This window comes from Sorangium sp. So ce1014, assembly GCF_051521505.1.
Taxonomy (GTDB): Bacteria; Myxococcota_A; Polyangia; order Polyangiales; family Polyangiaceae; genus Sorangium.
In genome coordinates this window covers 4689362-4711288 of sequence record NZ_CP150356.1, presented here as the reverse complement: position 1 = coordinate 4711288, position 21927 = coordinate 4689362, and the positions used below count along the sequence as shown (strand labels likewise).

Sequence of the window (21927 nt, the reverse complement as noted above, 5' to 3'; positions counted from 1 at the left end):
ATCGAACGCGTGACAATCGCTCGGCCAACGCTGGCGCCGCGTGGTAGAAGGCCGGCGCCATGACCAGCATCGTCGAGTTCGGACGTCCCGACACCCTCCCGGCATCGGACAAGCGCCTGCTGCTCGTCTTCGACGGCGGCAATGCCCCCGGCTACTCCTCGGTCGCTGTCGCGCTGACCGAGGAGGCGGCGCGACGAGGCTACGAGGTGTGGGCCGCGACCGAGGGCTTCCGCTCCCTGACCGCGGACGCGCGCACTCAGCCCCAGTTCGAGCGCCTCATCATGAGCCGCCGCCAGCGCTACTCGCTGCTCGCGCAGGGCATCCCGGCGCGCTCGATGGGGCGCCGCGTGCTCGACGCCGGCAGCGATTTCCGGAGCGAGCGCTACAGCGGCTTCCTCGATCGCGCGCGGCGCAAGCAGGCCGCCGTGACGTTCAAGGAGCAGGGGTTCACGCACCTCATCTGCGTCGGCGGCAACGGCACGTTCGAGGGCATCAAGGCGTGGCTCGACGAGTTCGATGTCCGCCCGCAATCCGGCTTCGTCAACGTCTCCATCGACAACGACCTGGAGGGAGATCGCGCGATCGGCTTCCTGTCCGGCGTGGAGACGGGCGCCAACATCGCGCGCGGGCTCTACGAGGACGCGTACACGCACAAGCGCATCTACCTCCTCGAGATGATGGGCAACCGCAGCGGGCGGCACGCGCTGCACTGCGCGGTGGCGGCCCGGGCGCACCTCATCGTGCTCCCCTTCTTCCGCTTCCCCCAGGACGTGCTGAGCGAGCTCGCCGAGAGCCTCGGGCGCGCCGACTACGCGCTCGTGATCGTCGCGGAGGGCTACGAGGCCGAGCGCCGCCGCAAGGAGCACCCCGGCGTGTCGGCGAGCGTGTTCCTGAAGCAGCAGCTCGAGGGCGCGGGGCTCCGCGACTCCCCGGACAAGCGCGTCATCGCCGAGCCGTTCAGCCGCTACATCCGCGGCATCCGCCCCGCCTTCCTCGACGTGTCGGCCGCCTTCCTCAAGGGGTCGCTGCTCCTCTCGGCGTTCGATGAGGGGCGCACCGAGGTGATGCCGTACGTGCTCGCCGCGAACGACGTCGGCGTGCTGGATTTCGCCTCCATACGCCGCGAGGACGGGGTCGAGCGCGCCTTCCTGCCGCTGCTCGACCGGCTCGACCTGCAGCGCTTCAAGACCTGGATCCTCGACCACTTCGTCAGCCTCGGGGCCAGCCGCCCGAGCCGCGCGCCCGCGCCGCTCGGCTGAGCGGCGCGGCTCAGGCGACCGCGCCGGCCCGGCTGGTCGCGCGCGCGGTCCTCGAACCGCCGCCACCCGATCTCCGGGTAGGCGGCGTGGAGCGCCGCGAGGTCGACGCGCGCGCGGCGAATGCGCTCGGCCGGGCGGTCAGGGCTCGCCGCTGATCATGCGCGCGATGGTGTAGACGGTCGCGGAGAGGATGGCCGAGGCGGGGATCGTGAAGATCCAGGCCCAGACGATGCGGCCGGCGACGCCCCAGCGGACCGTGGAGAGGCGCCCGCTCGTGGCGCCGACCCCGACGATCGCGCCCGTGATCGTGTGGGTCGTGCTCACGGGGATGCCGAGCGCCGTGGCGCTGAACAGCGTCGCCGCGCCGGCCGTCTCGGCCGCGAAGCCGCCCACCGGCTTCAGCTTCGTGATCTTCATGCCCATCGTCCTCACGATGCGCCAGCCGCCGGAGAGCGTGCCGAGGCCCATCGCGGCGTGGCAGACGAGCACGACCCAGAGCATCGGCTTCGGGTCGTCGCCGCCCTGCTGGATCCCGGTGGAGATGAGGAGCGCCGTGATGATGCCCATCGTCTTCTGGGCGTCGTTGCCGCCATGCCCTAGCGAGTAGGCGGCGGCGGAGACCAGCTGCAGCCGGCGGAAGCGGGACCCGACCTTGCCGGGCGTCCAGCCGCGCGCGAGCACCCGGATGGCGTGCATGAGCGCGAACCCGATGATCGCGCCGAGCAGCGGCGACACAAGGATGAACGCCGCCGTCTTGCCGAAGACCGTCGCGTCGAGCACCGACAGCCGCTCCGCGCTCTTCACCGCGGCCCCGGCGAAGCCGCCCATGAGCGCGTGCGACGACGACGACGGCAGCCCCCACCACCACGTGAGCAGGTTCCAGATGATCGCGCCGAGCAGGCCGCCCAGGATGACGTTCGGGGTGATGAACGCCGGCTCGACGCCCTTCGCGATGTTGCGCGCGACCGTGGGCTCGAACAGGGCGAACGCGATGAAGTTGAAGGTGGCGGCCCAGATCACCGCGGTGCGGGGCGACAGGACGCGCGTCGAGACGATCGTCGCGATCGAGTTGGCGGCGTCGTGAAAGCCGTTGATGTAATCAAACACCAGCGCGATCACGAGGATGGCGAGGATATAGGTCGTCATGCGTGCTCGAGCACGATGCCCTCGATGATGTTCGCGACGTCCTCGCAGCGGTCGGTCGCGCTCTCCAGGAGGTCGTAGATGTCGCGCCACTTCATCACGAGGAGCGGGTCGTTCCCCTTCTTGAAGAGCGCCGCCAGCGCCGTGCGATAGTGCCCGTCGGCCGTGTTCTCGAGCTTGTTGATCTCGACGCAGAGCTCGAGGAGGTGCGGCTGCCGCTTCAGGTCCCGGAGCGACTGGACCGCCGAGCTCGTGACGGTGCACGAGTCGACCACCGCCTGCGCGAGCTGCCGCGCCTCCGGCAGCGTGTCGCCGACCTCGAAGAGCACGAGCCGCACGCTCGCCGCGTCGATGCAGTCGAGCACGTCGTCGAGCCGCGTGATGAGCGCGTGGATCTCCTCGCGATCGAGCGGGGTGATCCAGGTCTGGTGGAGGGCGGCCAGACATCCGTGGGTGATCTTGTCGCCCTCGTCCTCGAGGTCGGAGATGCGCTTCGACAGCGCCGGCGCATCGGCGGGCCGGTCGAGCATCTCCAGGAGGAGCTCGCTCGCCGCGACGCTCCGCTGCGCGTGGTTGGCCAGCGCGTCAAAGAAGACCGCATCACGGGTCAGTCCCATGCAGCGGGGCGTTTACCCGTCTCCGCGCATCACGTCAACGAGTCGTCACGAAGCAGACAAAACCAGGTAACATCATCCTCTTCGCCCCCGTCGCGCACGAGGCGCGCGCCGGGCGCTCGGCACGCGGGTGACATGGGTATTCGGAGCAAGCTCATCGCGTTCGCCGTGGGGATCGCGGTCCTCGCGGCGGTGGTGTTCGACGTCTACGTCGTGAAGACGCTCGGCGCGGAGCTCGGGGAGCACACGGAGGCCGATCTGGCCGCGCGGACGGCGCTCGTCACCGAGAGCGCCGCGAGGACGGTCGACCTCGCGGCCGAGGCGCCCGCGCTCGCGGAGGCGCTGTCGGCGAGCGCGGGGGCGCGCGTCACGTTCATCGATCCGAGCGGCGCGGTGCGGGGCGACTCGTCGGTCGCGCCGGAGCGGCTCGGCGAGCTCGAGGCCCACGCGACGCGCGACGAGGTCGCCGACGCGCGGCACCACGGCGCGGGGCGCAGCGAGCGCGTGAGCAAGACGACGCGGATGCGGATGCTCTACGCGGCGCGGCGGCTCGACCGGCCGGACGGGCCGTGGGTCGTGCGGCTCGCGTTCGAGCCGATCGCGATCGATCGAAGCCTGTCCGCCGCCCACACGCGCGTCGTGGAGGGCACGATCCTGGCCCTCGTGCTCGCCGTGGGCGCGGCGCTCGTCGGGGCGCGCGCGCTCTCCGGGCGGCTCGTCTACCTGACCGGCATCGCGCGGGAGATGCGCGCCGACCTGAGCCGGCGCGCGCGCGTGCAGGGGCGCGACGAGATCGCCGCGCTCGGCGGCGCGCTGGACGACCTCGCCGAGAGCCTGGAGCGCTCGCGGCGCGAGCTCGGGGGCGAGGGCGAGCGGTTCGGCGCGGTGCTCGAGTCGATGCGCGAGGGCGTGCTCGTCACGGACGAGCGGGGCGACATCACGCTGGTCAACCCGTCGCTCTCGCAGCTGCTCGGCATCCGCGGGGACCCGGTCGGGCGCCCGCCGATCGAGGTGCTCCGCTCCGCGAGCCTGCACGAGCTCATCGAGGAGGTCTCGCTCGCGCGCGCGGCGGCGACGCGCGAGATCCAGATCGCGCCCGCGGCGCCGGGCGCGGCGGGGCCGCCGGGGCGCCGGGTCCTCCTCGTGAACGCGGCGCCGCTCGCGCTGCCGGCGCAGGGCCGCGGCGCGGCGGGGGTCGTCGCCGTCTTCTTCGACGTGACGGAGCTGCGGCGCATCGAGGGGCTGCAGCGCAACTTCATCGCCAACGCGTCGCACGAGCTGCGCACGCCGGTCGCGTCGATCCGCGCGAGCAGCGAGACGCTGCTCGGCGGCGCGCTGGACGACGCGGGGGCCGCGCGGGATTTCGTCGAGGTGATCGAGCGGAACGCGGCCCGGCTGCACCGGCTCGTGAACGATCTGCTCGACCTGTCGCGCATCGAGGGCCGCGAGCGGCCGCTGTCGCCGGGCACGCTCGATCTCGCGGTGCAGGCCGAGGCGGCGGTGGCGCTCCTGCGCGGGCGCGCCCTGGACAAGCGGAGCGAGGTGATCGTGGACGTCGCGCCGGGCACGCTCGTCGCGGCGGATCCGCGCGCGCTCGACCAGGTCCTGACGAACCTCGTCGACAACGCGATCCACCACACGCCGGAGGGCTCGCGCGTGGAGGTGCGCGCGAGGCCCGTGAACGGGCGCGTCATCGTCGAGGTCGAGGACGACGGCCCGGGCATCCCGGCGGTGCACCAGGGTCGCGTCTTCGAGCGGTTCTACCGCGTGGATCCGGGGCGCTCCCGCGCCTCGGGCGGCAGCGGGCTCGGCCTGTCGATCGCGAAGCACCTCGTCGAGGCGATGAGCGGCGACATCACGGTGGCGACCGGCGACGCGGGCGGCGCGCTCTTCCGGGTGACGTTGCCGAGCGCGGCGGACAGCGCCCAGAGGTAGCCCGGGCGCCGCGCTGCCGGCCTCGCGCGGCGGGGCGGGCGCTCACGGCGCGCAGGCGGTGCGGCAGTCGTCGAACGACTTCTGGCACGCCGCCGGATCGGCGAGCTTCGGCATGCCGCCGTCCGCGGGGAACTGCGGCGTGAGGCAGGTCTGGAGGATCGACTGGCACTTTGTGGCGCACGCCGCGAGCTTGCTCGAGAGCGCCCCCGCGTCGGGCGTGGCGGGCGCGCCCGCGTCCTTCGGGGCGCCGCCGTCGCCACCGTCCAGAGGCGAGCCGGCGTCCGTCTTGGTGCCCGGCGCGGCGGGCTGCACCGGGGGGGCCTTCGCGGTCGCCGGGGGCGCGATCGGGGTCGGCGTCGCGGCGGGCACGGTCCCGGTCGCCGCTGGCAGCGGCGCCGTCGGGGGCGGCGCGGGGACGTCGGTCGGCGCCGGGGCCACCTCCTCGGGGTCGTCGCTCGACTTGCATGCCGCGACCAGCAGCGCTGGCGAGGCGATCATCACGGTGAGGGCAACGACGAGCTTGTGGGCGCGCATGGGTGCTTCATGCTGCGCCTCCGCCGAGAAGGCAACCCTCGCGCGCGGCGCGCGAGGTGCTGGACCGCGCGCGAGGCGATCGGCGGAGCGCCGCGCGCGCGGTGGGGGCATTTGCCCAGAGAGATGTCACATGAAGGCGGGAAGGCGGGAAGATCATTGATGATTCCCTTCCCGCCTTCCTGTTCAAATGACCCCACCACCCCGCGCGCGTCGCTTCAGTCGACGTGCGGGAGCTGGAAGAGGTGGCGTGTTGCGGCGCGAGATCGAGGCGCGCGCAAAGGGGTCTCGACGTGCCCAGCCTCGGCAGGAGGGCTATTCGGTCCTGAAGATCACGTGGAATCCATAGCGGGTCTCCACGACGTCGCTGAGCTGATGGAGGTCGAGATCGAACGCGGCATCGGCGAAGGGCGGCAGGACGTCGGCGCGCTCCACGGTGCCGAGCGAGCCGCCGCGCGACGCAGCGCCCGCCTCCTCGCTGTACTCCGCCACCACGACGTCGAGGTCGGCGCCGCCGCGGATCTTGTCGCGCGCCTCCATCGCGCGCAGGCATGCCTCCTCGCGCGTGCGCGTCGCGGCCTCGGCGCGGTCGGCGCCGGCGTAGCGGACGAGGATGTGCTTCACGCCGATGCGCGACGGCTCGTCGGCGCGGGCTCGCCGCTTCGCGTTGGCGGCCGCGAGGCATGCGGCGGCGCTCGGGGCGCTCGCCTCGACGGGGGCGGCCTCGCCCGGAGCGGCCTGGGGCGCGCCGCACGCGGCGGCGAGCGCCGCACCGAGAAAAAGGGCGAGAGGAGAGCGTCGTTCGTGCGGGCGCATCGTCCGCGAGCATAGCCAGGCGTTCACGAGATCGGAACATGGGGCGTACGCGGCGACCCGCGGGGGGGGTCTACCTGCCAGGGAGCGCTTGCTGCCAGGGGGCGGCTGTCCTGCGGATCAGCATCGGTCGTGATGCGCGGGGTTTGCATCGCGCGTCGCATCGCTGGTAAGAAGGCATCATGCAGCGCCTCCTCCTCTCGGCGGCACTGGGTGCCGCGCTGATCGTCGGTTGCAGCACCCCCTTTCGGGACAAACGCACGCCTTCCGGCGAGTTCTGCAGCGACATGCACGTGGTGCCGGCAGGTCAGCTGCCCGATCGCGAGTACCATCGCCTTCAGCCCATCGCGAGCGATCCCGAGGCCCGGACGGAGGCGGAGCGCCTCGAGTCGCTCCGCAAGGCCGCGTGCATGGTCGGCGGCGATGCGGTCATCGAGGCGGTCAACGAGGAGATCCGCACCGAGGACGGCCGTTATGCCAGCGTCGCGAGCGGGACCGCGGTGATCTGGGTCCGCCGCACGGACGGCGAAGCGAAGCCGATGACGTTCCATCCGGCGACGAAGCCCGCCGAGTCAGCGGCGCCGGCCGAGCCGGAGGCGCCGCCCCCGGATCAGGCTGCGCCTCCCTCGGAAGAGCCGTACGATGACGCCCCTGCGCCTGCGGCCTCGGCTCCTCCGGGCAAGCCTGGACAGCCGGCCAAGCCCGGTGCGAAGCCCTCGTCGCCGGCCGCCGCCGCGGCCTCGGCGGCCAAGCCTTCCTCGCTCGCCCCGCCCTCGTCGGCCACCCCGCCCTCGTCGGCCAAGCCCTCATCGCCGCCCGCGCCGAAGAAGTAGCGCGACGCAGCGCTGCAAGGGCCGCTCCGCCGCGGCTCGGCGCTCGATCTGCCCTGTCCTCCGCGAGACGCGCTGAGGGGGGTAGGCCGTGCGTCTCGCGTGGACAGGGCTTCTATCCAAACAGCCCCATCGACCTCTGCGACCTTACAGAGGCAGTGTTCTTCGCCGGTGTAGACAAGGTAGCTGGAGAACAGCCCCGTCGACATCCGTAGGCCCACGGGGACCGTGTTCTTCGCGCGGCGCGGGGAGGGCCGATGTCCGAGCCCAATTGACAACGCTCCTCCGGCGACGCCGGAGGAGCGTTGTCTCAGGCGAGTCCGGCGGGCCCCCGCGCCGCGCGAAGAACACGGTCCCCGTGGGCCGGGCAATCTGGCGCGCTCGCCCCCCCTGGGTCGACGCTCTCCTGGCTAGCGAGCCCCGGGAGCGGGCGCGGTGCCTTTCGGCGGCGCCGCCGGCGGCTGGCTCGACGAGGAGGGCGCCGGTGCCGGCGGCGCGGGGCTTCCGGAGCGCGGCAGCACGCCCGATTTGCTCGGGAGCCCCCCCGCCTCGCCGCGGTTGGGCAGCGGCGCTGCGCCGCCGGGCACCCCGCCTGCCGGCGGAAGCGCGGAGCCGCCGCTCGGCAGCACGTTCGACTTGAGGACCCCCTGGCCAGGCAGCGTCCCCTGGGTCGGCAGCGTGCCCTGCGATTTCTGCGGCAGCAGGCCGCCCGACGGCAAGATCTGCTCGCTCCCCTCGGGCGAGCCGGTGAGCGGCTTCGGCCCCGCGTTGCCGTAGCGCAGGATGCGGAAGACCACGCGCCGGTTCTTCGACGTCATGAACTGGCAGTCCGGCGTCAGCCGGTCGTCGGGCCCGACGCAGCCGGCGTCGTCGTAGATCGGCTGCGTGTGCCCGTAGCCGACCGCCTGGAGCCGCGAAGGATCGACGCCCTTCGCGATCAGGTACGCCATGACGCTCGCCACGCGGCGCTGCGACAGGGCCATGTTGTACAGGTCGGTCGCGCGCACGTCGGTGTGGCCCTCGATCCGCACCTCGCGGATGTCCGGGTTGTCGACGAGCACCTGCGCGACCGCCTCGAGGGTCGGGTTCGAGTCCTCGAGGATGATGTCCCTGTCGGTCGCGAAGTGGACCTGCTCGGTGATCACGATCTCGTCGCCCTTGATGAAGGCGAGCGGGCAGCCGTTCTTGCCGTGCGGGCCGGCGGGCTTGTCGGGGCACTGGTCGTCGCGATCGAAGACGCCGTCGCCGTCGGTGTCCAGGTCCGGACAGCCGAAGTTCTCGGGGCTCCCGGGCACGTCGGGGCAGCGGTCGGCCGCGCCGATGAGGCCGTCGCGATCCGGATCGTCGTTGTCGCGCTGCTGCAGGCGGTTGATCTCCTCCTGCTCCTGGGAGGTCTTCGGCTGCCACGTGATGACGTTGAAGAAGCGGACCGCGGGCGCGCCGAAGCCGCACGCCGCGCCGAAGCTCCCGCCGAAGGTGATCGTGATGCCGTGCTTTGTCTGCCAGCGCAGGCCGAGGAGCGCCTCGGCGGGGACCTGCCCGGGGTCGTCGGGGTAGCTCGTGAGCGACGGGTAGCCGTACACCTCGCCGATGACCGACAGGCCCCAGCGCTGCACGACGTACTGCTCGGCCGCCACGCCGAACTGCGCCATGTCGCCGACGCGCACGCCCGCGAACTGGTTGTCGGGCCGCAGCCAGATGCCGGCGTTCGCGGCGAGGAGCAGCCCGAAGTTGAACCGGTAGTCGGCGATGAGCGTCGCGCCGCCGCTCAGCGCGCCGTCGCTGGCGAACGCGTTCTGGTCGCCCGTGGGGAAGTTGAGGTTGCCCGAGATCGCCATCCCGAACCCCTCCTTGACCTGCTCCTTCCGGTTCAGGTACGGGAGCGAGATCTTCGTGGAGAGGCGGAGATCGCCGACGGTGGTGCTCTTGACCGACCCCTCGGTGCCGAACCGGCGCATGTTGCCGCCCTCCTGGAAGAGGATGAGCGGCATGGCCATCGTGACGTCGAACACGTCGAAGAAGCCGATGCCCGCGAGCAAGGCGAGCTCGAGGCGCCCGGTGATGGCGTTGACAGCCTCGTTCGTATCGTCGCCCGCGAGGAAGAGCACGAGCGGGTCGGCCGCGATGTCGCTGTAGAGGCCGATGGTCGGGGACAGGTTGCCGATGACCTCGGACTTCTGGACCATCACGAGGTCGCGCGGGGCAGCCGCCGGTCGGAAGACCTGGGCGTCGAAGCGCCCCTCCTCGGCGAGCGCGGGGCGCTCGGTGACGGTGGCGGAGAGCGCGAGGGCCGCGGAGAGCGCGAGGAGGTGCGGGCGCCTTTTCACGAGGCACCTCCGCCGTACCGCCGGCGCTGGCGTTCGAGCAACGCGAGCATCGCCAGGGCGATGATCCCGAACGGCCGCGGATCGGCGTTCCTGTCGCCGACGACCGAGACGCTGCAGATGTCGGCGAGGGTGCCGCCGCACGCGACGTTGTCCGGCATCGGGCCGAGCGCGCACTCCTTGGCGTCGGCCGCGTCGGTCCAGCGGCAGTGCTCGTTGCCGAGGCAGTCCACGTTCGACTTGCAGGAGATGTCGCAGGTGTTCGTCGAGAGGTCGCAGGTGTTGCCGCAGGGACACTGGGTGTCGGCGTAGCACTCGACGCACGCCTGGCCGTCGCAGTAGGGGGTGTCCTCGGCGCAGGTCGCCAGGCACCCGGGGTCGCACTCGTGGGTCTCGGGGTTGCACGTCGTGCCGGCGCACTGCTCGTCCGAGGTGCAGCGCACGCAGGCGGCGGTCTCGGCGAACTGGCCCATGCAGAACGGCGTGTCGCCGTCGCAGCTCTCGCAGCGCAGCCCGCAGCGCCGGTCCTTGACGCACTCCTTGCACTCGCCGCTCAGGCAGTACTGGCCCTCGCCGCAGTCCATGTCGTTGCGGCACGCGGCGCACGCCGTCCCGACGGGCCCGGGGAGGCAGAACGGCACCGGGGGCGTCTCCGGGTCGTTCGGGTCCTCGGGGCGCATGCAGTCGACGCACCCTTCGCCGCAGCAGTTCGGCTGCGCGTTCGTCGGGATCTCGTCGACGCAGTGGCCCGTCGGGGTGTGGCACTTCTTGCCGGCGGGGCACTCCGCGTCGACGAGGCACTCGACGCACATCGTGACGCCGCCCGGCTCGACCGCGGCGCAGTTCATCTGCGTGCCGTTGATCCCGTTAGGGCAGCAGTTGCAGGAGTTGCCCGCGCACTGGTCGGCCGTGTCGCACGGGACGCAGGTGCGCTCGACGCAGATCTCGCCGCGCGCGCAGTCCGGGTCCTCGTCGCACTCGTACTCCTCCTTGCACTCGTGCGTCTCGGGGTCGCAGACGAAGCCCTCGCGGCAGTCGGCGCTGGTGCGGCACTGGCCGCACTCACGACCCGCGTTGGTGTTGATGCAGAACGGCGTGTCACCCTTGCAGGGCGAGCACTCCTCGCCGCAATAGAACGCCGTGTCGCACGGGGCGCAGAGGGCGGCCTCGTTGCAGTAGTAGCTCCCAGGACAGCCGTTGTTCCCGCCGTGACCGACGAATCTGCGCTCGCACTGCAAGCACTGATCGAGATCGGGGAACGACGGCGAGCCGAAGAGCGTCTGGAAGAACTGCGTCGGCTGGAAGACGGTGAAGCCTTTCTCGTTCAGCTTCACGACGGGCGGCTCGTCCGCTGGGCGGTGGAAGTCCTGGAACTCGCCGACGAAATAGGACATCTCGAGCGCCGCGTGCTCGGCGACCTCCGCGTGGTGGATCTCGATCGGGTACAGGCCTGGCTTCTCGAACGTGACGGTGTTCGTGAGGCGCCAGGTCGGCAGGCCGAGCTCCGGCGGCCGGGTCATGACCGTCTTCATGGTCGTGACGCCGTCGTAGAACGTGAGGTTCACGGCATCATCGGCGTAGAAGCCGATATGGACGGGCTGGCGCGCGAGAGCCTCCGTGACGGCCAGGAACCCGCGGAGGCGGGAGCCAAAGGGAATCTCCGTGTCGTTGTCACGATCGTCCCACGGGAAGCTGCAACCGCCGACCCCGCAGGCCGGCGACAGTTCCCTGAAGTCGCCGTAGCTCCGCGGGTTGTTTATGTCGCCAGCGGTGTTGTTGTTGCTCAGATCCAGGAGGCTTCGAATGACGTAGTCGAGACGTGGCTCCCCGTCCCTGTGCTTCGTGGGATCATCGATAAGCCCGTTGGTCCCGCCGACGAAGTCGGGCAGGAAGACTTGCGCCGGCCTGTCTTTCGGGATGACCGACGCGGCGCAGAGACCGGTGCCCTCGACCTCAGGCAACTGCTCGATGGCGGGCTCTGAAACGGTGACCGGTTGCGGCGGCGGCGGCTCCTCCTGCGCGCGCAGGGGCGACGACAGCGCCGCAGACAGGGCCACAGTCGCCAGAGCGATGCCTCGAATACGCACGGCTCGCTCGCGGGTCCGCTGCGTCGCCCGCGAGTCCTCTGCACCCGAAGTCTGAAGCACGAGACCAAGGCTAGCCGCTCCGCGCCGCGATCTGCAAGAGGAAGGCTGCGAAAGCCCGCTCCGCATGTAGGCGACGGTCCTCTACCGCCCCATGGTGCGATGCTGCCATACGCGCGAGACGGCTGGCCAACAGCACGGGCGATCGGCCGCACACGCCTGGAGCGGATGGTCTGGTGACGGGAACGGCACGCGATCGACACCCACGCGCGACCTGCGGCTCCCCTGAGCCGATGACGCGCACGGGGCACCCGCGCGTTCTTGCTGCGTTGCGGCAAGATTGTGCGGAAAGAGCGCTGGCCGGGGCACCCGCTGGTCAGCGGCACGGCCCGCTCGCGATCCTGGACGAAGCCGCCTAAAGGATCGCTTCATGACGACTACCTCGGGCCTCGCCATCGTCACAGGCGCCTCGTCCGGCATCGGCGCGGAGATCGCACGGCAACTCTCGGCGCGCGGGCAGCCGGTGCTCGCCATCGGCAGGCGGGCGCACCGTCTTGAGGAGCTCTCCGCGCGGGCGGGCGCCGCCGGGCACGCGCCCATCCACCCGCTCGAGCTCGACGTCGCCACCGAGGGCGCAGCCCTCCGCGTGCGGGATCGGGCGCGCGAGCTGGGCGGGGCAGCCTGGCTGGTCAACAACGCCGGCACGACCCGGTTCGGGCCCTTTCTGGAAGGCGATCCCGCTGCGCAAGCCATGCTGGTGCGGCTCAACTGCGAGAGCGTCGTCGCGCTGTGCGCGGCGATCGTCCCCGATCTCGTGGCGCGCGGCGGTGGGCGCGTGCTCAACGTCGCGTCGCTCGCCGCGTTCCAGCCGACCCCGGGGCATGCGGTCTACGGGGCTACCAAGGCGTTCGTGCTCTCGTTTTCCGAGAGCCTGTCCGTGGAGCTCGACAGGACCGGCGTCACCGTGACGGCCCTGTGCCCGGGGCCCGTGACCACGGAGATCTTCGACGCGGGCGCGCCCGGCGTGCCACGCAAGAAGCCGCCGTTCGAGATCTCCGCCGAGGAATGCGCCGCGTACGGGATCGCGGCGGCCGATCGGGGTGACGTGGTCGCCATCCCGACCGCGCTGAGCAAGGCCACGGCCCAGCTCGCCCGCGTCCTCCCTCGCGCGGCGATACGCCGGCTCTCGGCGCGGATAGGGCTCTCGATCCTCGGCTATGGCGGTCTTCCGCGAGGTGCCCGAGGCTAGGACGAGAGCCCCGGCTCGTCCCGGCCGAGGCATCGGAACCAGGCCCTGGTCCTCCCCCGCTTCCGTGGACACCCCCGGAGGCACCAGGAGGCAGGGATGGGACGGAGAAGGAGGAGGGCGTTCACGCCCGAGTTCAAGGCGGAGGCGGTACGGCTGGCGAAGGCGGGCGACCGGAGCATCGGCCAGCTGGCGAAGGACCTCGACCTGACCGAGACGGCGCTGCGCGACTGGATCAAGCGCGCGGACATCGACGCGAGTCATGGCTTGTCGGGGGCGCTGACGACGCCGGAGCGTGAGGAACTGCAGCGGCTGCGCCGCGATGTGAAGCGGCTGGAGATGGAGCGCGACATCTTAAAAAAAGCGGCGGCCTTCTTCGCGAAGGAGAGCGAGTGAAGTTCGCGTTCATCGACGCGGAGAAGGTGCATTACCCGGTGCTGGTACTGTGCGCGGTGCTGCAGGTCGCGCGCAGCGGCTACTACGCATGGGCCAAGCGCTCGGAATCCCCGCGGGCCAAGGCCGATGCGCTGCTTGGTGCGCATATCAGGGCCGTGCACCAAAAGAGTCGGGGCAGATACGGCAGCCCGCGCGTGCACGCCGAGCTGCGTGCTCGCGGCATCCATGTCGGCAAAAAGCGGGTCGCACGGCTGATGCGTGCTCAAAGGCTCGCAGCGTGCAGGACGCGGCGCTTCCGCTGCACCACCGACTCGCGGCACAACGGCCCGATCGCGCCGAACGTGATCGCGCGGCAGTTCGACACCCAAGCCCCCAACCAAGTCTGGGTGACCGACGTGACGTACATTCCCACCGGCGAGGGCTGGCTGTACCTGGCCGTGATCCTGGACCTGTTCTCGCGCCGTGTGGTCGGCTGGTCCGCGAGCGCGACCAACGATCGCGCCCTGGCGCTCGCCGCGCTGACGCCCGCCTTGAGGGCGCGCCGTCCAGCGCCTGGGCTGGTGCACCACTCGGACCGCGGTAGCCCCTACGCCAGCGACGACTACCGCGGGGTGCTCGGGGCGCATGGGCTCATCCCGAGTATGAGCCGCGCCGGCGACTGCTGGGACAACGCCGTGGCCGAGAGCTTCTTCGCGACGCTGAAGGCGGAGCTGGTCGAGCAGGAGCGCTACCCGACGCGAGCGGCCGCTATCGCGTCGATCGGCGACTACATCGAGAACTTCTACAACCTGAAACGACGGCATTCACGGCTCGCCTACATGAGCCCGATCGAGTTCGAATTGAAGACCTACGTGACCGCGTTCGCGGCATAGTGAAACTGTCCGCGGAAGCGGGGGAGGACCACCCCTGCGCGCCGCGTCGGCGTGATAGCCTCCGCGTTAGCGTCGGCGCCCTCTCCTTGCGGCTTCCGGGCGCGCACGAGCCCATGCAACGACAAGCACGACCTTACGCGCTCGCTTCCCTCATCGGCCTGGGCCTGTGCGCCAGCGGGTGCGCGCTAGTTCTCGGTCTCGACGAGTTCTCCGACCAGGCTCCAGGCGGCACGGGGGGAGCCGAAGGTCTGGGGGGTTCTGACCGCACGGGTACTGGCGGCGCGGGAGGCACTGAGGATGAGGCCCCCGCATGCACGCCGGACGTGTCGGATGTGTGCTACGCCGGCCCACTGGGCACCAGGAATAGAGGCGCGTGCCGGGAAGGAATGCGCACATGCGGCGCCGACGGGACCTGGGGTGCCTGCGATGGTGAGGTCCTCCCCGCGGTGGAGCGCTGCGATGCAGCGGACGACGAGAACTGCGACGGGTTCCAATGCATTGTCTGGGCGACCGGGTTCGAGCAAAATGGCAGCGCCACGGCTTCCGCTATTGCGAGTGACGCCGAGGGAAACGTGTTCGTCAGCGCAGGTTTTTCAGGGACGATCACGATCGCAGGGGAAACCTTCTCCTCTGCCAGTGGGTCGAGCGATGTGCTGGTCCTCAAGCTGAGCCCGGCCGGTGTCCCTCTCTGGGCCAAGAAGTTCGGCGATTTCGGCGTGGACTATGTCACGGACCTCGCCATCGACTCCAAGGGAAATCCAGTTTTGGTCGGCCAGAGCCCTCAAGGGGGAGTTGACTTCGGCGGTGGACCGCTTCCGGAGGGTCCGTTCATCGTCCGACTTGGCGCATCGGGCGAGTATCTTTGGAGCAAAGGCCTGGGAGGCCGCGGCACACTCACCGGAATGGCCATTGACTCGAGCGACGACATCATCATCACGGGGAGATTCAGCCTGCCCATCGATCTTGGCGAGGGGCCGATCACGCCTGACGGCGAGGACATCCTCGTGGCCAAGCTCGACGGTGCCACCGGGCGCGTGAGCGGACCGGACCACTGGGCGCGCACGTTCAACGGCTCGTCATGGTACGAAGCTGCCACTGCTGTTGCGGTCGATAGCTCGAAGAACATCTTTTTCCTCGGTTGGTCGGATACGACAATCAATTTCGGCACTGACAATGCGCCGCTCCGAGTCGATGGTACCCAATTTGTCGTCAAGTTGACACCAGCCGGAAGGTCCGTGTGGGCCAGAGCGCTCAACGAACCTAGCTCAGGCCCCATCGATATAGCGAATATCACAGTGGACCTGTCAAGCCGTCCTGTGATAGTGGGCTCGTTCGCTCAGGAGATACATATTGGCGAGCACACAGTAATCGGAGGGGCCGGAACCGATAGAAACGTCTTCGTGCTGCAGCTCGAGGCGAACGGGATGCCCCGATGGTTGCGCGGGTTCGGAGAGGCTACCAGCGTTCAGCACGGGTTTGGAGTCACTCGGGATCCTTCTGGCAATCTCATTGTGGTCGGCACTGCGGAGGGAGAGGTCGACTTCGGCAGCGGCCCATTGAAAGCACAGGGACTTCAGAACGCCTTCGTCGCCAAGTTCACGCCCGACGCAGAGCTCGTATGGAATCACCTCACGGCGAACACGGGCGAAGACACGCTGCGCGTGGTCGCCACCTCACCGGAAGGCGAGACGCTCATCGCGGGCACGACGACCGGTCCGTACGCCGACTTCGGCACGGGACCGCTACCCGGCACCAGCGACGGGGATCGGACGCGCGTCTTCATCGCCAAGCTCGGCCGGTAGCAGGTCCTATCTCAGAAACGCCAGCTGGCTCACGGGGACCGCGGCATATCGGGCTTGACCAACCTGAACCCGCCGGAGGTGAACGTCGAGGCGCGCGGCGACGTGTCCTGCGATCTCTCGGGCTGCTCGGGAGACGTCGAGGTCGTGCCGGGCGCGGGCAAGGCCCTGTCCGGCTGCACCGCCGAGCCGGGGCGGACCTCGCCGTTCGCCACGACCGGCGTCGCCGCGGCCCTCGCCTCGATCGGGCTCGCCGCCGAATCGCAGGACGTCGCGCAGGTGAGCTCGTAGCGAAACGCCCCAGTGTGGCGCGCGCACCCAGGTGCGCACCCACGAGCGATCGGAACCATCGCCCGGACGCGGGAACAGCGCACCCTGCGCGAATTGGCACCCGCGTTGCTTCGCTCGTCGAGCACCCCGACACGGGGCCGGAGGTCACTTCGATGAGCAAGATTCTGCGTGGGATTGCGGCGGGCTATGGCGCGAAGAAGCTCGGAGGCGGGTGCTTCAGCACCATCCTCATCTTCGTCCTGCTCTGGTGGGTGCTCGGCCACTTCGGCATCTTCCGCTGAGCGCCGCCCACGCGTCGCTCAGCTCGACCGGCCCTTCTTCCGCTGCGCCTTGCGAGCGAAGAACGCCCGCCGCGGGTCCGACGATTTCGCGCCTTGCCGCTTCTTCACCTTCGGCGGGATCTTCGCGAGCGGGACATCGCTGACGCCGCGCGGATCGCCGAGGCGGCCGCGCGGCGTCAGCGACGCGCGCTGGTAGGCGATGCGCTCGCCCGCCTTCTCGAACGACTCGTCGCGCACCTCGACGAGGCCCGCGCGCACGAGGCCGCCGAGGAGGTGCTCGAAGTCGCGCCGCTCGAGCGACCCGTCGGCAAACGCCTCGCGGTGGAGCCGGCCGGTCGGCTGCTCGCCGTCGCGTAGCGCCGCGAGGATCCTCGCGATCGCCTGCGCCTCGTCGCGGCTCGGCGCCCGGAACTCCCGCGCCGCGCACGCGGCCGGCGCGCAGGCGTCGCAGAGGCCGCAGGGCTCGCCGGTGTCCTCCTGGTCGCCGAAATGGCGGACCAGGTGGAGCATGCGGCAGCCGTGGCTCTCGGTGAACCGCGCCATCTGCACGAGCTCGGCGAGCTTGTGGCGCCGCTGCGCCTCGTAAGGCCCGCGCCACCCCGGCTCGCCCAGGGTCACGCCCCCGTCCACATCCACGCGCGCGCCGCCGTGGATCCAGAGCTTCTCCAGGGCCTTGTCCGCGACCTCGGGATCCATGTCGAGATCGCCCAGGACCGCCTCCCGCGGGCGCGGCTCCGCGGAGAGGGTCCCCTCGATCCGCTGCAAGATCGCCGGATCGGGGTAGTCGCGCTCGTGGAAGAACTCGTGCATTCGCCGGTCGACATACGAGTGCATCAGCACGGCCCGCGACGGGAGCCCATCGCGGCCGGCGCGGCCGATCTCCTGGTAATAGCCCTCCAGGCTCCCGGGTAGCCCGGCATGGATGACCGTGCGGACATCGGGCTTGTCGATGCCCATGCCGAACGCGACCGTGGCGACGATGACCTCGGTGCTGCCGTCGAGGAACGCTGTCTGGATCCGGTCGCGCACCGGGGCGGCGAGGCCCGCGTGGTACGCCTCGGCCGGGAGGTCCCCCGCGAGGCCGGCGGCGAGCGCCTCGGCCTCCTTCCGGGTCGGCGCATAGACGATCGCGGGCGTCCGGCCCTCCTGCCCGAGCAGCGCGCGCACCCGGGCGGGGCGCTCTCCCGGGCTGACCTCGAGGATCTCGATACCCAGGTTGCTCCGCCGGAAGCCGTGAATGAAGCGCGCCGCGGACGTGAGCCCGAGCTGCTCGACGATATCGTCCTGCACGACCGGCGTCGCTGTCGCGGTGAGCGCGATGACGGGCGCTGGACGGAGCGCCGGGAGCCGCTGGCCGAGCATGCGGTAATCAGGGCGGAAGTCGTGGCCCCACTTGGAGATGCAATGGGCCTCGTCGACGGCGACGAGCACCGGCTTTCTGCGGGCGAGCAGCTCGGGGAAGCCGGGCACGCGGAGCCGCTCGGGGGCGATGAACAGGAAGTCGAGCGCGCCGTCCAGGTAATCGATACAGACCTTCCGGGACTCGGCCCGGCTCCGGCCGGAGTGGATCCGCTCGGCGGCAAACCCCCACGCCCGGAGCTTCGTGGCCTGATCCTCCATGAGGGCGATGAGCGGGCTCACGACGAGCGTCGTGCCGCCGCGGGCGATCCCGGGGAGCTGGTAGCAGAGCGATTTGCCGGCGCCGGTGGGCATGACGAGGAGCACGTCGCTCCCCGCGGCCGCCGTCCGGCAGACGGCCTCCTGGTAGCGGCGGAACGCGCGAAAGCCGAAGCACTGCTGGAGCAGCTCGAGGAGATCCGCCGGCCGGCGCGCCGGCGAGGGCGCGGCGAGCACGGCGCGCGGCGAAGGAGATGCGACGGCCGCCACGCGCGCCGCGGAAGGCGCGGCGGCCGTTGCGGCGCGCGCCGGAGTCGATGCCACGGCCGCTGCGCGCGCCGGAGTCGACACCACCGCCGCTGCGCGCGCCGGAGTCGATGCCACCGCCGCTGCGCGCGCCGGAGTCGACGCCACCGCCGCTGCGCGCGCCGGCGCCCGAGCCGACATCGGTGCGACGGCCGCCGCCGCGGCCGTCTGAAGGGCGCCGCGCGACGCGCTGCCCGCCGCGCTCACCGCGCTGCCACCTGGAGCGCGGCGGGGCGGCGCGCTCGGCGCCTCGCGGTCTCGGACATCCGGCGCCGCGGACGCAGCGCCGCGGCCGCTCCCGAAGGCCCGCGGCTCGCCGCGCTCCGGAAACGGAGACGCCCGCTCTTCCGGCCGAGGCGCAGCGCCGCCTGCCGGGCGCCGCCCGGCGCTCACCTCCTCCACCACATGGCGCACGTACGACTCGATGCCCTCCATGAACGACGGCAGATCGCCGCCGCCCCGGGCCATGCGGGCGAGCTTCGCCTCCCAGGCGCCCGTCATCGCGGGGCTCTTCACGTCCGCGTGGACGACCTCGATCAGCCCGACGCCCTTGTCGGTCGCGTGCAGCAGCTTGCCCTGGCGCACGATGTACTCGCGCCGGAGGAGCGTCTCGATGATCGCAGCCCGCGTGGCCGGGGTGCCGAGGCCCGAGTCCTTCATCGCCTCGGAGAGCTCCTTCTCGTCGAGGCTGCTGCCCGCGGTCTCCATCGCGGTGAGCAGCGTGGCCTCGGTGAAGCGCGGAGGCGGGCGCGTCTTCTTGGACTGCGCCTGCGCGTCGAGCACGAGCTGCACCTGCCCCCGCGCGAGGCCCGGCGGGAGCCGCTGATCCGCGGTCTCGCGCTCGCCTTCCCCCTCGCCCCCTTCGCGCTCCTCGTGCCCGTCGCCGCTCGATTCCGCCTTCCTGCGCGGCCTCGCCGGCTGCTTGCCGAAGCCGATGTCGAGCACCTTCCACCCGACCTTCTCCACGACGCTGCCCGCGCTGTGGTAGCGGTCCACGATCGGCGCGCCGGCGCCTTCGCCCCGGGCGCGCGTGGTGATCGCGGTGATGACCGTGGTGATCGAGGTGACGTGATCCTCGTGCCACGCCGAGAGCAGCCGCCGGCAGATGAGATCGAAGATCTTCTGCTCGTCCGACGAGAGCTCCGCGCGCGAGGACCGTGCGCCCGTGGGGATGATGGCGTGGTGATCGCCGATCTTGCCGTCGTCGACGAAGCGCTTGCCGAGCGGCCGGGTCCCCGTCCCCGGGGCGAGCATGCCCCGGTACGAGCCCTCGATCGCCTGCACCACGGCGCCGAGCGTGGCGGCGATCTCCGTCGAGAGGTGCCGGCTGTCGGTGCGCGGATAACTGATGAGCTTCCTGCGCTCGTACAGGGCCTGGGCCACCTCGAGCGTCTTCTGCGCGGAGAAGCCGTAAAGGCGATTGGCGTGCCGCTGGAGCTCGGTCAGGTCGTAGAGCAGCGGCGGCGGGAGGCGGCGAGACTCGGACCTCACCGCGTCGATGCGCGCCTCGCCGCGCCGGGCCCGCTCGACGATGCGCCGCGCCTCCTCTCCGTCCGGCGGCAGGCGCCTCCGCGACGGCGCCGTCTCGCCCTTCTCGTCGCCGCCGCCGGGTCCCGGCGCCTCGCGCGGCTCGTCGACGGCCGGTTTGTCGCGGAAATACGTGCCCTTGTAGGACGCGTCCGCCGCGCCCGCGCCGTCCTCCCGGAGCGGGCAGAAGGTCGCGACGACCTCGAGGTACGGCTCCGGGACGAACCGCCGGATCGCGAGCTCGCGCTCGACGACCATGGACAGCGTGGGCGTCTGCACGCGGCCGACCGAGAGATCCTGGTCGAAGACGAGGCTGTAGGCGCGCGAGAGGTTCATGCCGACGAGCCAGTCCGCCCGGCTGCGCCCGCGCGCGGCGTCGGCGAGGCCGTCGTAGCTGCGCGCGTCGCGCAGCCGCCGGAGCCCGTCGCGGATGGCGTCGGGGGTGAGCGACGAGATCCAGAGCCGCTCGACCGGCTTCTTGCAGCCGGCTGCCTCGTAGAGGTAGCGGAAGATGAGCTCGCCCTCGCGGCCCGCGTCGGTCGCGCAGACGACGCGCTCGACGTCGCGCCGGCCCAGGATCTTCCGGACGATCTCGAACTGCGCCCGCGTCCCGGGGAGGACGACGAGCGGAAACTGTGCGGGCAGCATCGGCAGGAGGTCGAGGCGCCAGCGCTTCCAGGCGGGGTCGATCTGGTGCGGCTCGGCGATGGCGACGAGGTGCCCCACCGCCCACGTGACGACATAGCCGCCGCCCTCGAGGAAGCCCTCGGCGCGCCGCGAGGCCCCGAGCACCGCGGCGATGTCGCGGGCGACGGCGGGCTTCTCTGCGACCACGGCGATCATGCGGCAACCATGCGACGACCCGGGGGCGACGGGCATCGCCGCGCCGCCCGCGGGGCGTTGATAGCGCGTGCCGCGCCCGGGCGGTATGGAGAAGCGCGCCGACGGCGAGGCCCGCGCTCCGGCGGCCATGCGCCGCGCCGGGCGATCACGGGCCGGGCCGGGCGGCCGCGAGCGGCGCCGCACCCCGCTGGCGCGCGACGCGGCGTTCGCCGCGAGCTGAGCGGGCTCGCTGGAAACGGTCGATTCGTGTCGTCGCCTTGACACACGCGCGCCGCGCGGGTTCACGTATTTCCCGGACGCACGGCGCCGCGCCGGGGAGCGCGGCGATCGGGAGAGAGGGGCATCGCGATGCGTGATTTGAAGGGGATCGTCGAGGTGGAGCTGCTCGTCGAGGAGAACGGCGCGCTCACGCCGACGCCGGAGTAGGTTCACCGCGACACGACGTACGTCGAGGGGCGGTCTGGCCAGCGCTATGCGCTGAGCGTGCGGAACCTGACGGGCGGGCGCGTGGAGGTGTTGCCCTCGGTCGACGGGCTCGACGTGCAGAGCGGCAAGGACGCCTCGTTCGACCTGCGAGGCATCGTGATCAGGCCGCATGACTCGTTCGAGTTCACCGGGTTCCGCATCAGCGACGCCGAGGTCGCGACGTTCCGGTTCGGGAGCATCGAGCAGTCGTACGCCGCGAAGATCGGCAAACCCCGCAACGTGGGTGTCCTCGGCCTGGCGGTGTTCGAGGAGCTGGCGCCGCCGCCCCCGCCTCCTCCACCCCCCTTCACGCCGCCGCCTCCGCCGGCGTTCGGCGGGCCGCCGCCGCCGGCCGCGGTGCGCGCGCCGGCGCCGCTTCCGGGGGGGTACGGCCCGCCGGCGCCCGCTGCTCCGCCGGCCCCGGCCCCGGGCTTCGTGCCGGCGCCCGCGGCGCCGAAGGGGCTGGGCACGACCTTCGGCGAGCGGCGCGAGTCGCGCATCACGTCGACGCAGTTCGACCGGGCGACGCCGAAGCCCGCCGCCGTGCTGGTGATCCGCTACGAGCAGCGCGAGGGGCTGCGGGCGCTCGGGATCGACGTGGACGGGCTCCACCAGCGCGAGACCGCCAGCCCCTTCCCCGCCGAGACCGGCTTCGCCAAGCCGCCGCCCGGCTGGAAGGGGTGAGCGCCGGGCACATCGGTTTCGTCGCCGGTCGCCGCCGGCCACCGCCAATCTGCGCACCGATGCCAGG

General features: G+C 71.4%; 16 protein-coding genes. 9 read left to right on the top strand and 7 right to left on the bottom strand.

The genetic code is table 11. From position 1 onward, the window contains the following. The first annotated feature begins 59 nt into the window (after nucleotides 1–59). Entirely contained in the window at nucleotides 60–1259 is a 1200-nt protein-coding gene (locus WME75_RS17915) for a 6-phosphofructokinase (protein ID WP_437492369.1), read from the top strand. Nucleotides 1260–1397: 138 nt separating this feature from the next. Here WME75_RS17915 and WME75_RS17910 read toward each other — a convergent pair whose 3' ends face one another. Continuing rightward, nucleotides 1398–2405 (bottom strand): anion permease, encoded by a 1008-nt coding sequence (locus WME75_RS17910; RefSeq protein WP_437492367.1) that lies wholly within the window; start codon nucleotides 2403–2405, stop codon nucleotides 1398–1400. After that, entirely contained in the window at nucleotides 2402–3019 is a 618-nt protein-coding gene (locus WME75_RS17905) for a DUF47 domain-containing protein (protein WP_437492366.1), read from the bottom strand. The genes WME75_RS17910 and WME75_RS17905 overlap by 4 nt, the downstream gene beginning before the upstream one ends. 132 nt (nucleotides 3020–3151) lie before the next feature. Here WME75_RS17905 and WME75_RS17900 point away from each other — a divergent pair, with 132 nt between their 5' ends. Continuing rightward, nucleotides 3152–4951 (top strand): ATP-binding protein, encoded by a 1800-nt coding sequence (locus WME75_RS17900; protein ID WP_437492364.1) that lies wholly within the window; start codon nucleotides 3152–3154, stop codon nucleotides 4949–4951. A gap of 42 nt (nucleotides 4952–4993) precedes the next feature. On the opposite strand, the gene WME75_RS17895 is transcribed toward WME75_RS17900, so the two are convergent. Both WME75_RS17895 and WME75_RS17890 read right to left on the bottom strand, forming a co-directional pair. Then, entirely contained in the window at nucleotides 4994–5485 is a 492-nt protein-coding gene (locus WME75_RS17895) for a hypothetical protein (RefSeq protein WP_437492363.1), read from the bottom strand. 312 nt (nucleotides 5486–5797) lie between these two features. Continuing rightward, nucleotides 5798–6298 carry a peptidylprolyl isomerase gene (locus tag WME75_RS17890; protein WP_437492361.1) on the bottom strand — a complete coding sequence of 167 codons (501 nt, stop codon included), beginning with the start codon at nucleotides 6296–6298 and terminating at the stop codon, nucleotides 5798–5800. A gap of 179 nt (nucleotides 6299–6477) precedes the next feature. Here WME75_RS17890 and WME75_RS17885 point away from each other — a divergent pair, with 179 nt between their 5' ends. Then, complete coding sequence (locus WME75_RS17885; RefSeq protein WP_437492359.1) at nucleotides 6478–7128, top strand: hypothetical protein; 651 nt, start codon at nucleotides 6478–6480, stop codon at nucleotides 7126–7128. A 407-nt stretch (nucleotides 7129–7535) separates the two neighbouring features. Here WME75_RS17885 and WME75_RS17880 read toward each other — a convergent pair whose 3' ends face one another. Continuing rightward, the gene (locus tag WME75_RS17880; RefSeq protein WP_437492357.1) at nucleotides 7536–9452 is read right to left on the bottom strand and encodes an OmpA family protein; all 1917 of its coding nucleotides are present in this window, start codon (nucleotides 9450–9452) and stop codon (nucleotides 7536–7538) included. Beyond that, on the bottom strand, nucleotides 9449–11662 hold the full coding sequence (traA, locus tag WME75_RS17875; protein ID WP_437492355.1) for an outer membrane exchange protein TraA family protein: 2214 nt from the start codon (nucleotides 11660–11662) through the stop codon (nucleotides 9449–9451). The genes WME75_RS17880 and traA overlap by 4 nt, the downstream gene beginning before the upstream one ends. Before the next feature lie 301 nt (nucleotides 11663–11963). On the opposite strand from traA, the gene WME75_RS17870 reads away from it, so the two are divergent. From WME75_RS17870 to WME75_RS17850, 5 genes are all read left to right on the top strand, one after another. Beyond that, on the top strand, nucleotides 11964–12782 hold the full coding sequence (locus WME75_RS17870; RefSeq protein ID WP_437492353.1) for an SDR family NAD(P)-dependent oxidoreductase: 819 nt from the start codon (nucleotides 11964–11966) through the stop codon (nucleotides 12780–12782). A 96-nt stretch (nucleotides 12783–12878) separates the two neighbouring features. Then, a protein-coding gene (locus tag WME75_RS17865) for an IS3 family transposase (protein ID WP_437492351.1) occupies nucleotides 12879–14047 on the top strand; the annotation gives its coding sequence in 2 pieces (ribosomal slippage) (nucleotides 12879–13131 and nucleotides 13131–14047; 1170 coding nt in all). 446 nt (nucleotides 14048–14493) lie between these two features. Beyond that, on the top strand, nucleotides 14494–15849 hold the full coding sequence (locus tag WME75_RS17860) for an SBBP repeat-containing protein (protein WP_437492350.1): 1356 nt from the start codon (nucleotides 14494–14496) through the stop codon (nucleotides 15847–15849). A 54-nt stretch (nucleotides 15850–15903) separates the two neighbouring features. Then, nucleotides 15904–16137: a hypothetical protein gene (locus WME75_RS17855; RefSeq protein ID WP_437492348.1), complete on the top strand. Its 234-nt coding sequence runs from the start codon at nucleotides 15904–15906 to the stop codon at nucleotides 16135–16137. Nucleotides 16138–16289: 152 nt separating this feature from the next. Then, entirely contained in the window at nucleotides 16290–16418 is a 129-nt protein-coding gene (locus WME75_RS17850; RefSeq protein ID WP_020736078.1) for a hypothetical protein, read from the top strand. An 18-nt stretch (nucleotides 16419–16436) separates the two neighbouring features. On the opposite strand, the gene WME75_RS17845 is transcribed toward WME75_RS17850, so the two are convergent. After that, nucleotides 16437–20711, bottom strand: coding sequence for a DNA topoisomerase 3 (locus tag WME75_RS17845; RefSeq protein WP_437492347.1), 4275 nt, complete (start codon nucleotides 20709–20711; stop codon nucleotides 16437–16439). A 483-nt stretch (nucleotides 20712–21194) separates the two neighbouring features. Between WME75_RS17845 and WME75_RS17840 the strand changes: the two genes are divergently transcribed. Next, the gene (locus WME75_RS17840) at nucleotides 21195–21860 is read left to right on the top strand and encodes a hypothetical protein (protein ID WP_437492345.1); all 666 of its coding nucleotides are present in this window, start codon (nucleotides 21195–21197) and stop codon (nucleotides 21858–21860) included. The last annotated feature ends 67 nt before the right edge of the window (nucleotides 21861–21927 follow it).

Excerpts from the sequence above, each read along its gene's own strand:
- WME75_RS17915 (WP_437492369.1), top strand. The coding sequence starts at position 60 with ATGACCAGCATCGTCGAGTTCGGACGTCCCGACACCCTCCCGGCATCG.
- WME75_RS17910 (WP_437492367.1), bottom strand. The coding sequence starts at position 2,405 with ATGACGACCTATATCCTCGCCATCCTCGTGATCGCGCTGGTGTTTGAT.
- WME75_RS17905 (WP_437492366.1), bottom strand. The coding sequence starts at position 3,019 with ATGGGACTGACCCGTGATGCGGTCTTCTTTGACGCGCTGGCCAACCAC.
- WME75_RS17900 (WP_437492364.1), top strand. The coding sequence starts at position 3,152 with ATGGGTATTCGGAGCAAGCTCATCGCGTTCGCCGTGGGGATCGCGGTC.
- WME75_RS17895 (WP_437492363.1), bottom strand. The coding sequence starts at position 5,485 with ATGCGCGCCCACAAGCTCGTCGTTGCCCTCACCGTGATGATCGCCTCG.
- WME75_RS17890 (WP_437492361.1), bottom strand. The coding sequence starts at position 6,298 with ATGCGCCCGCACGAACGACGCTCTCCTCTCGCCCTTTTTCTCGGTGCG.
- WME75_RS17885 (WP_437492359.1), top strand. The coding sequence starts at position 6,478 with ATGCAGCGCCTCCTCCTCTCGGCGGCACTGGGTGCCGCGCTGATCGTC.
- traA (WP_437492355.1), bottom strand. The coding sequence starts at position 11,662 with ATGCGGAGCGGGCTTTCGCAGCCTTCCTCTTGCAGATCGCGGCGCGGA.
- WME75_RS17870 (WP_437492353.1), top strand. The coding sequence starts at position 11,964 with ATGACGACTACCTCGGGCCTCGCCATCGTCACAGGCGCCTCGTCCGGC.
- WME75_RS17850 (WP_020736078.1), top strand. The coding sequence starts at position 16,290 with ATGAGCAAGATTCTGCGTGGGATTGCGGCGGGCTATGGCGCGAAGAAG.
- WME75_RS17845 (WP_437492347.1), bottom strand. The coding sequence starts at position 20,711 with ATGATCGCCGTGGTCGCAGAGAAGCCCGCCGTCGCCCGCGACATCGCC.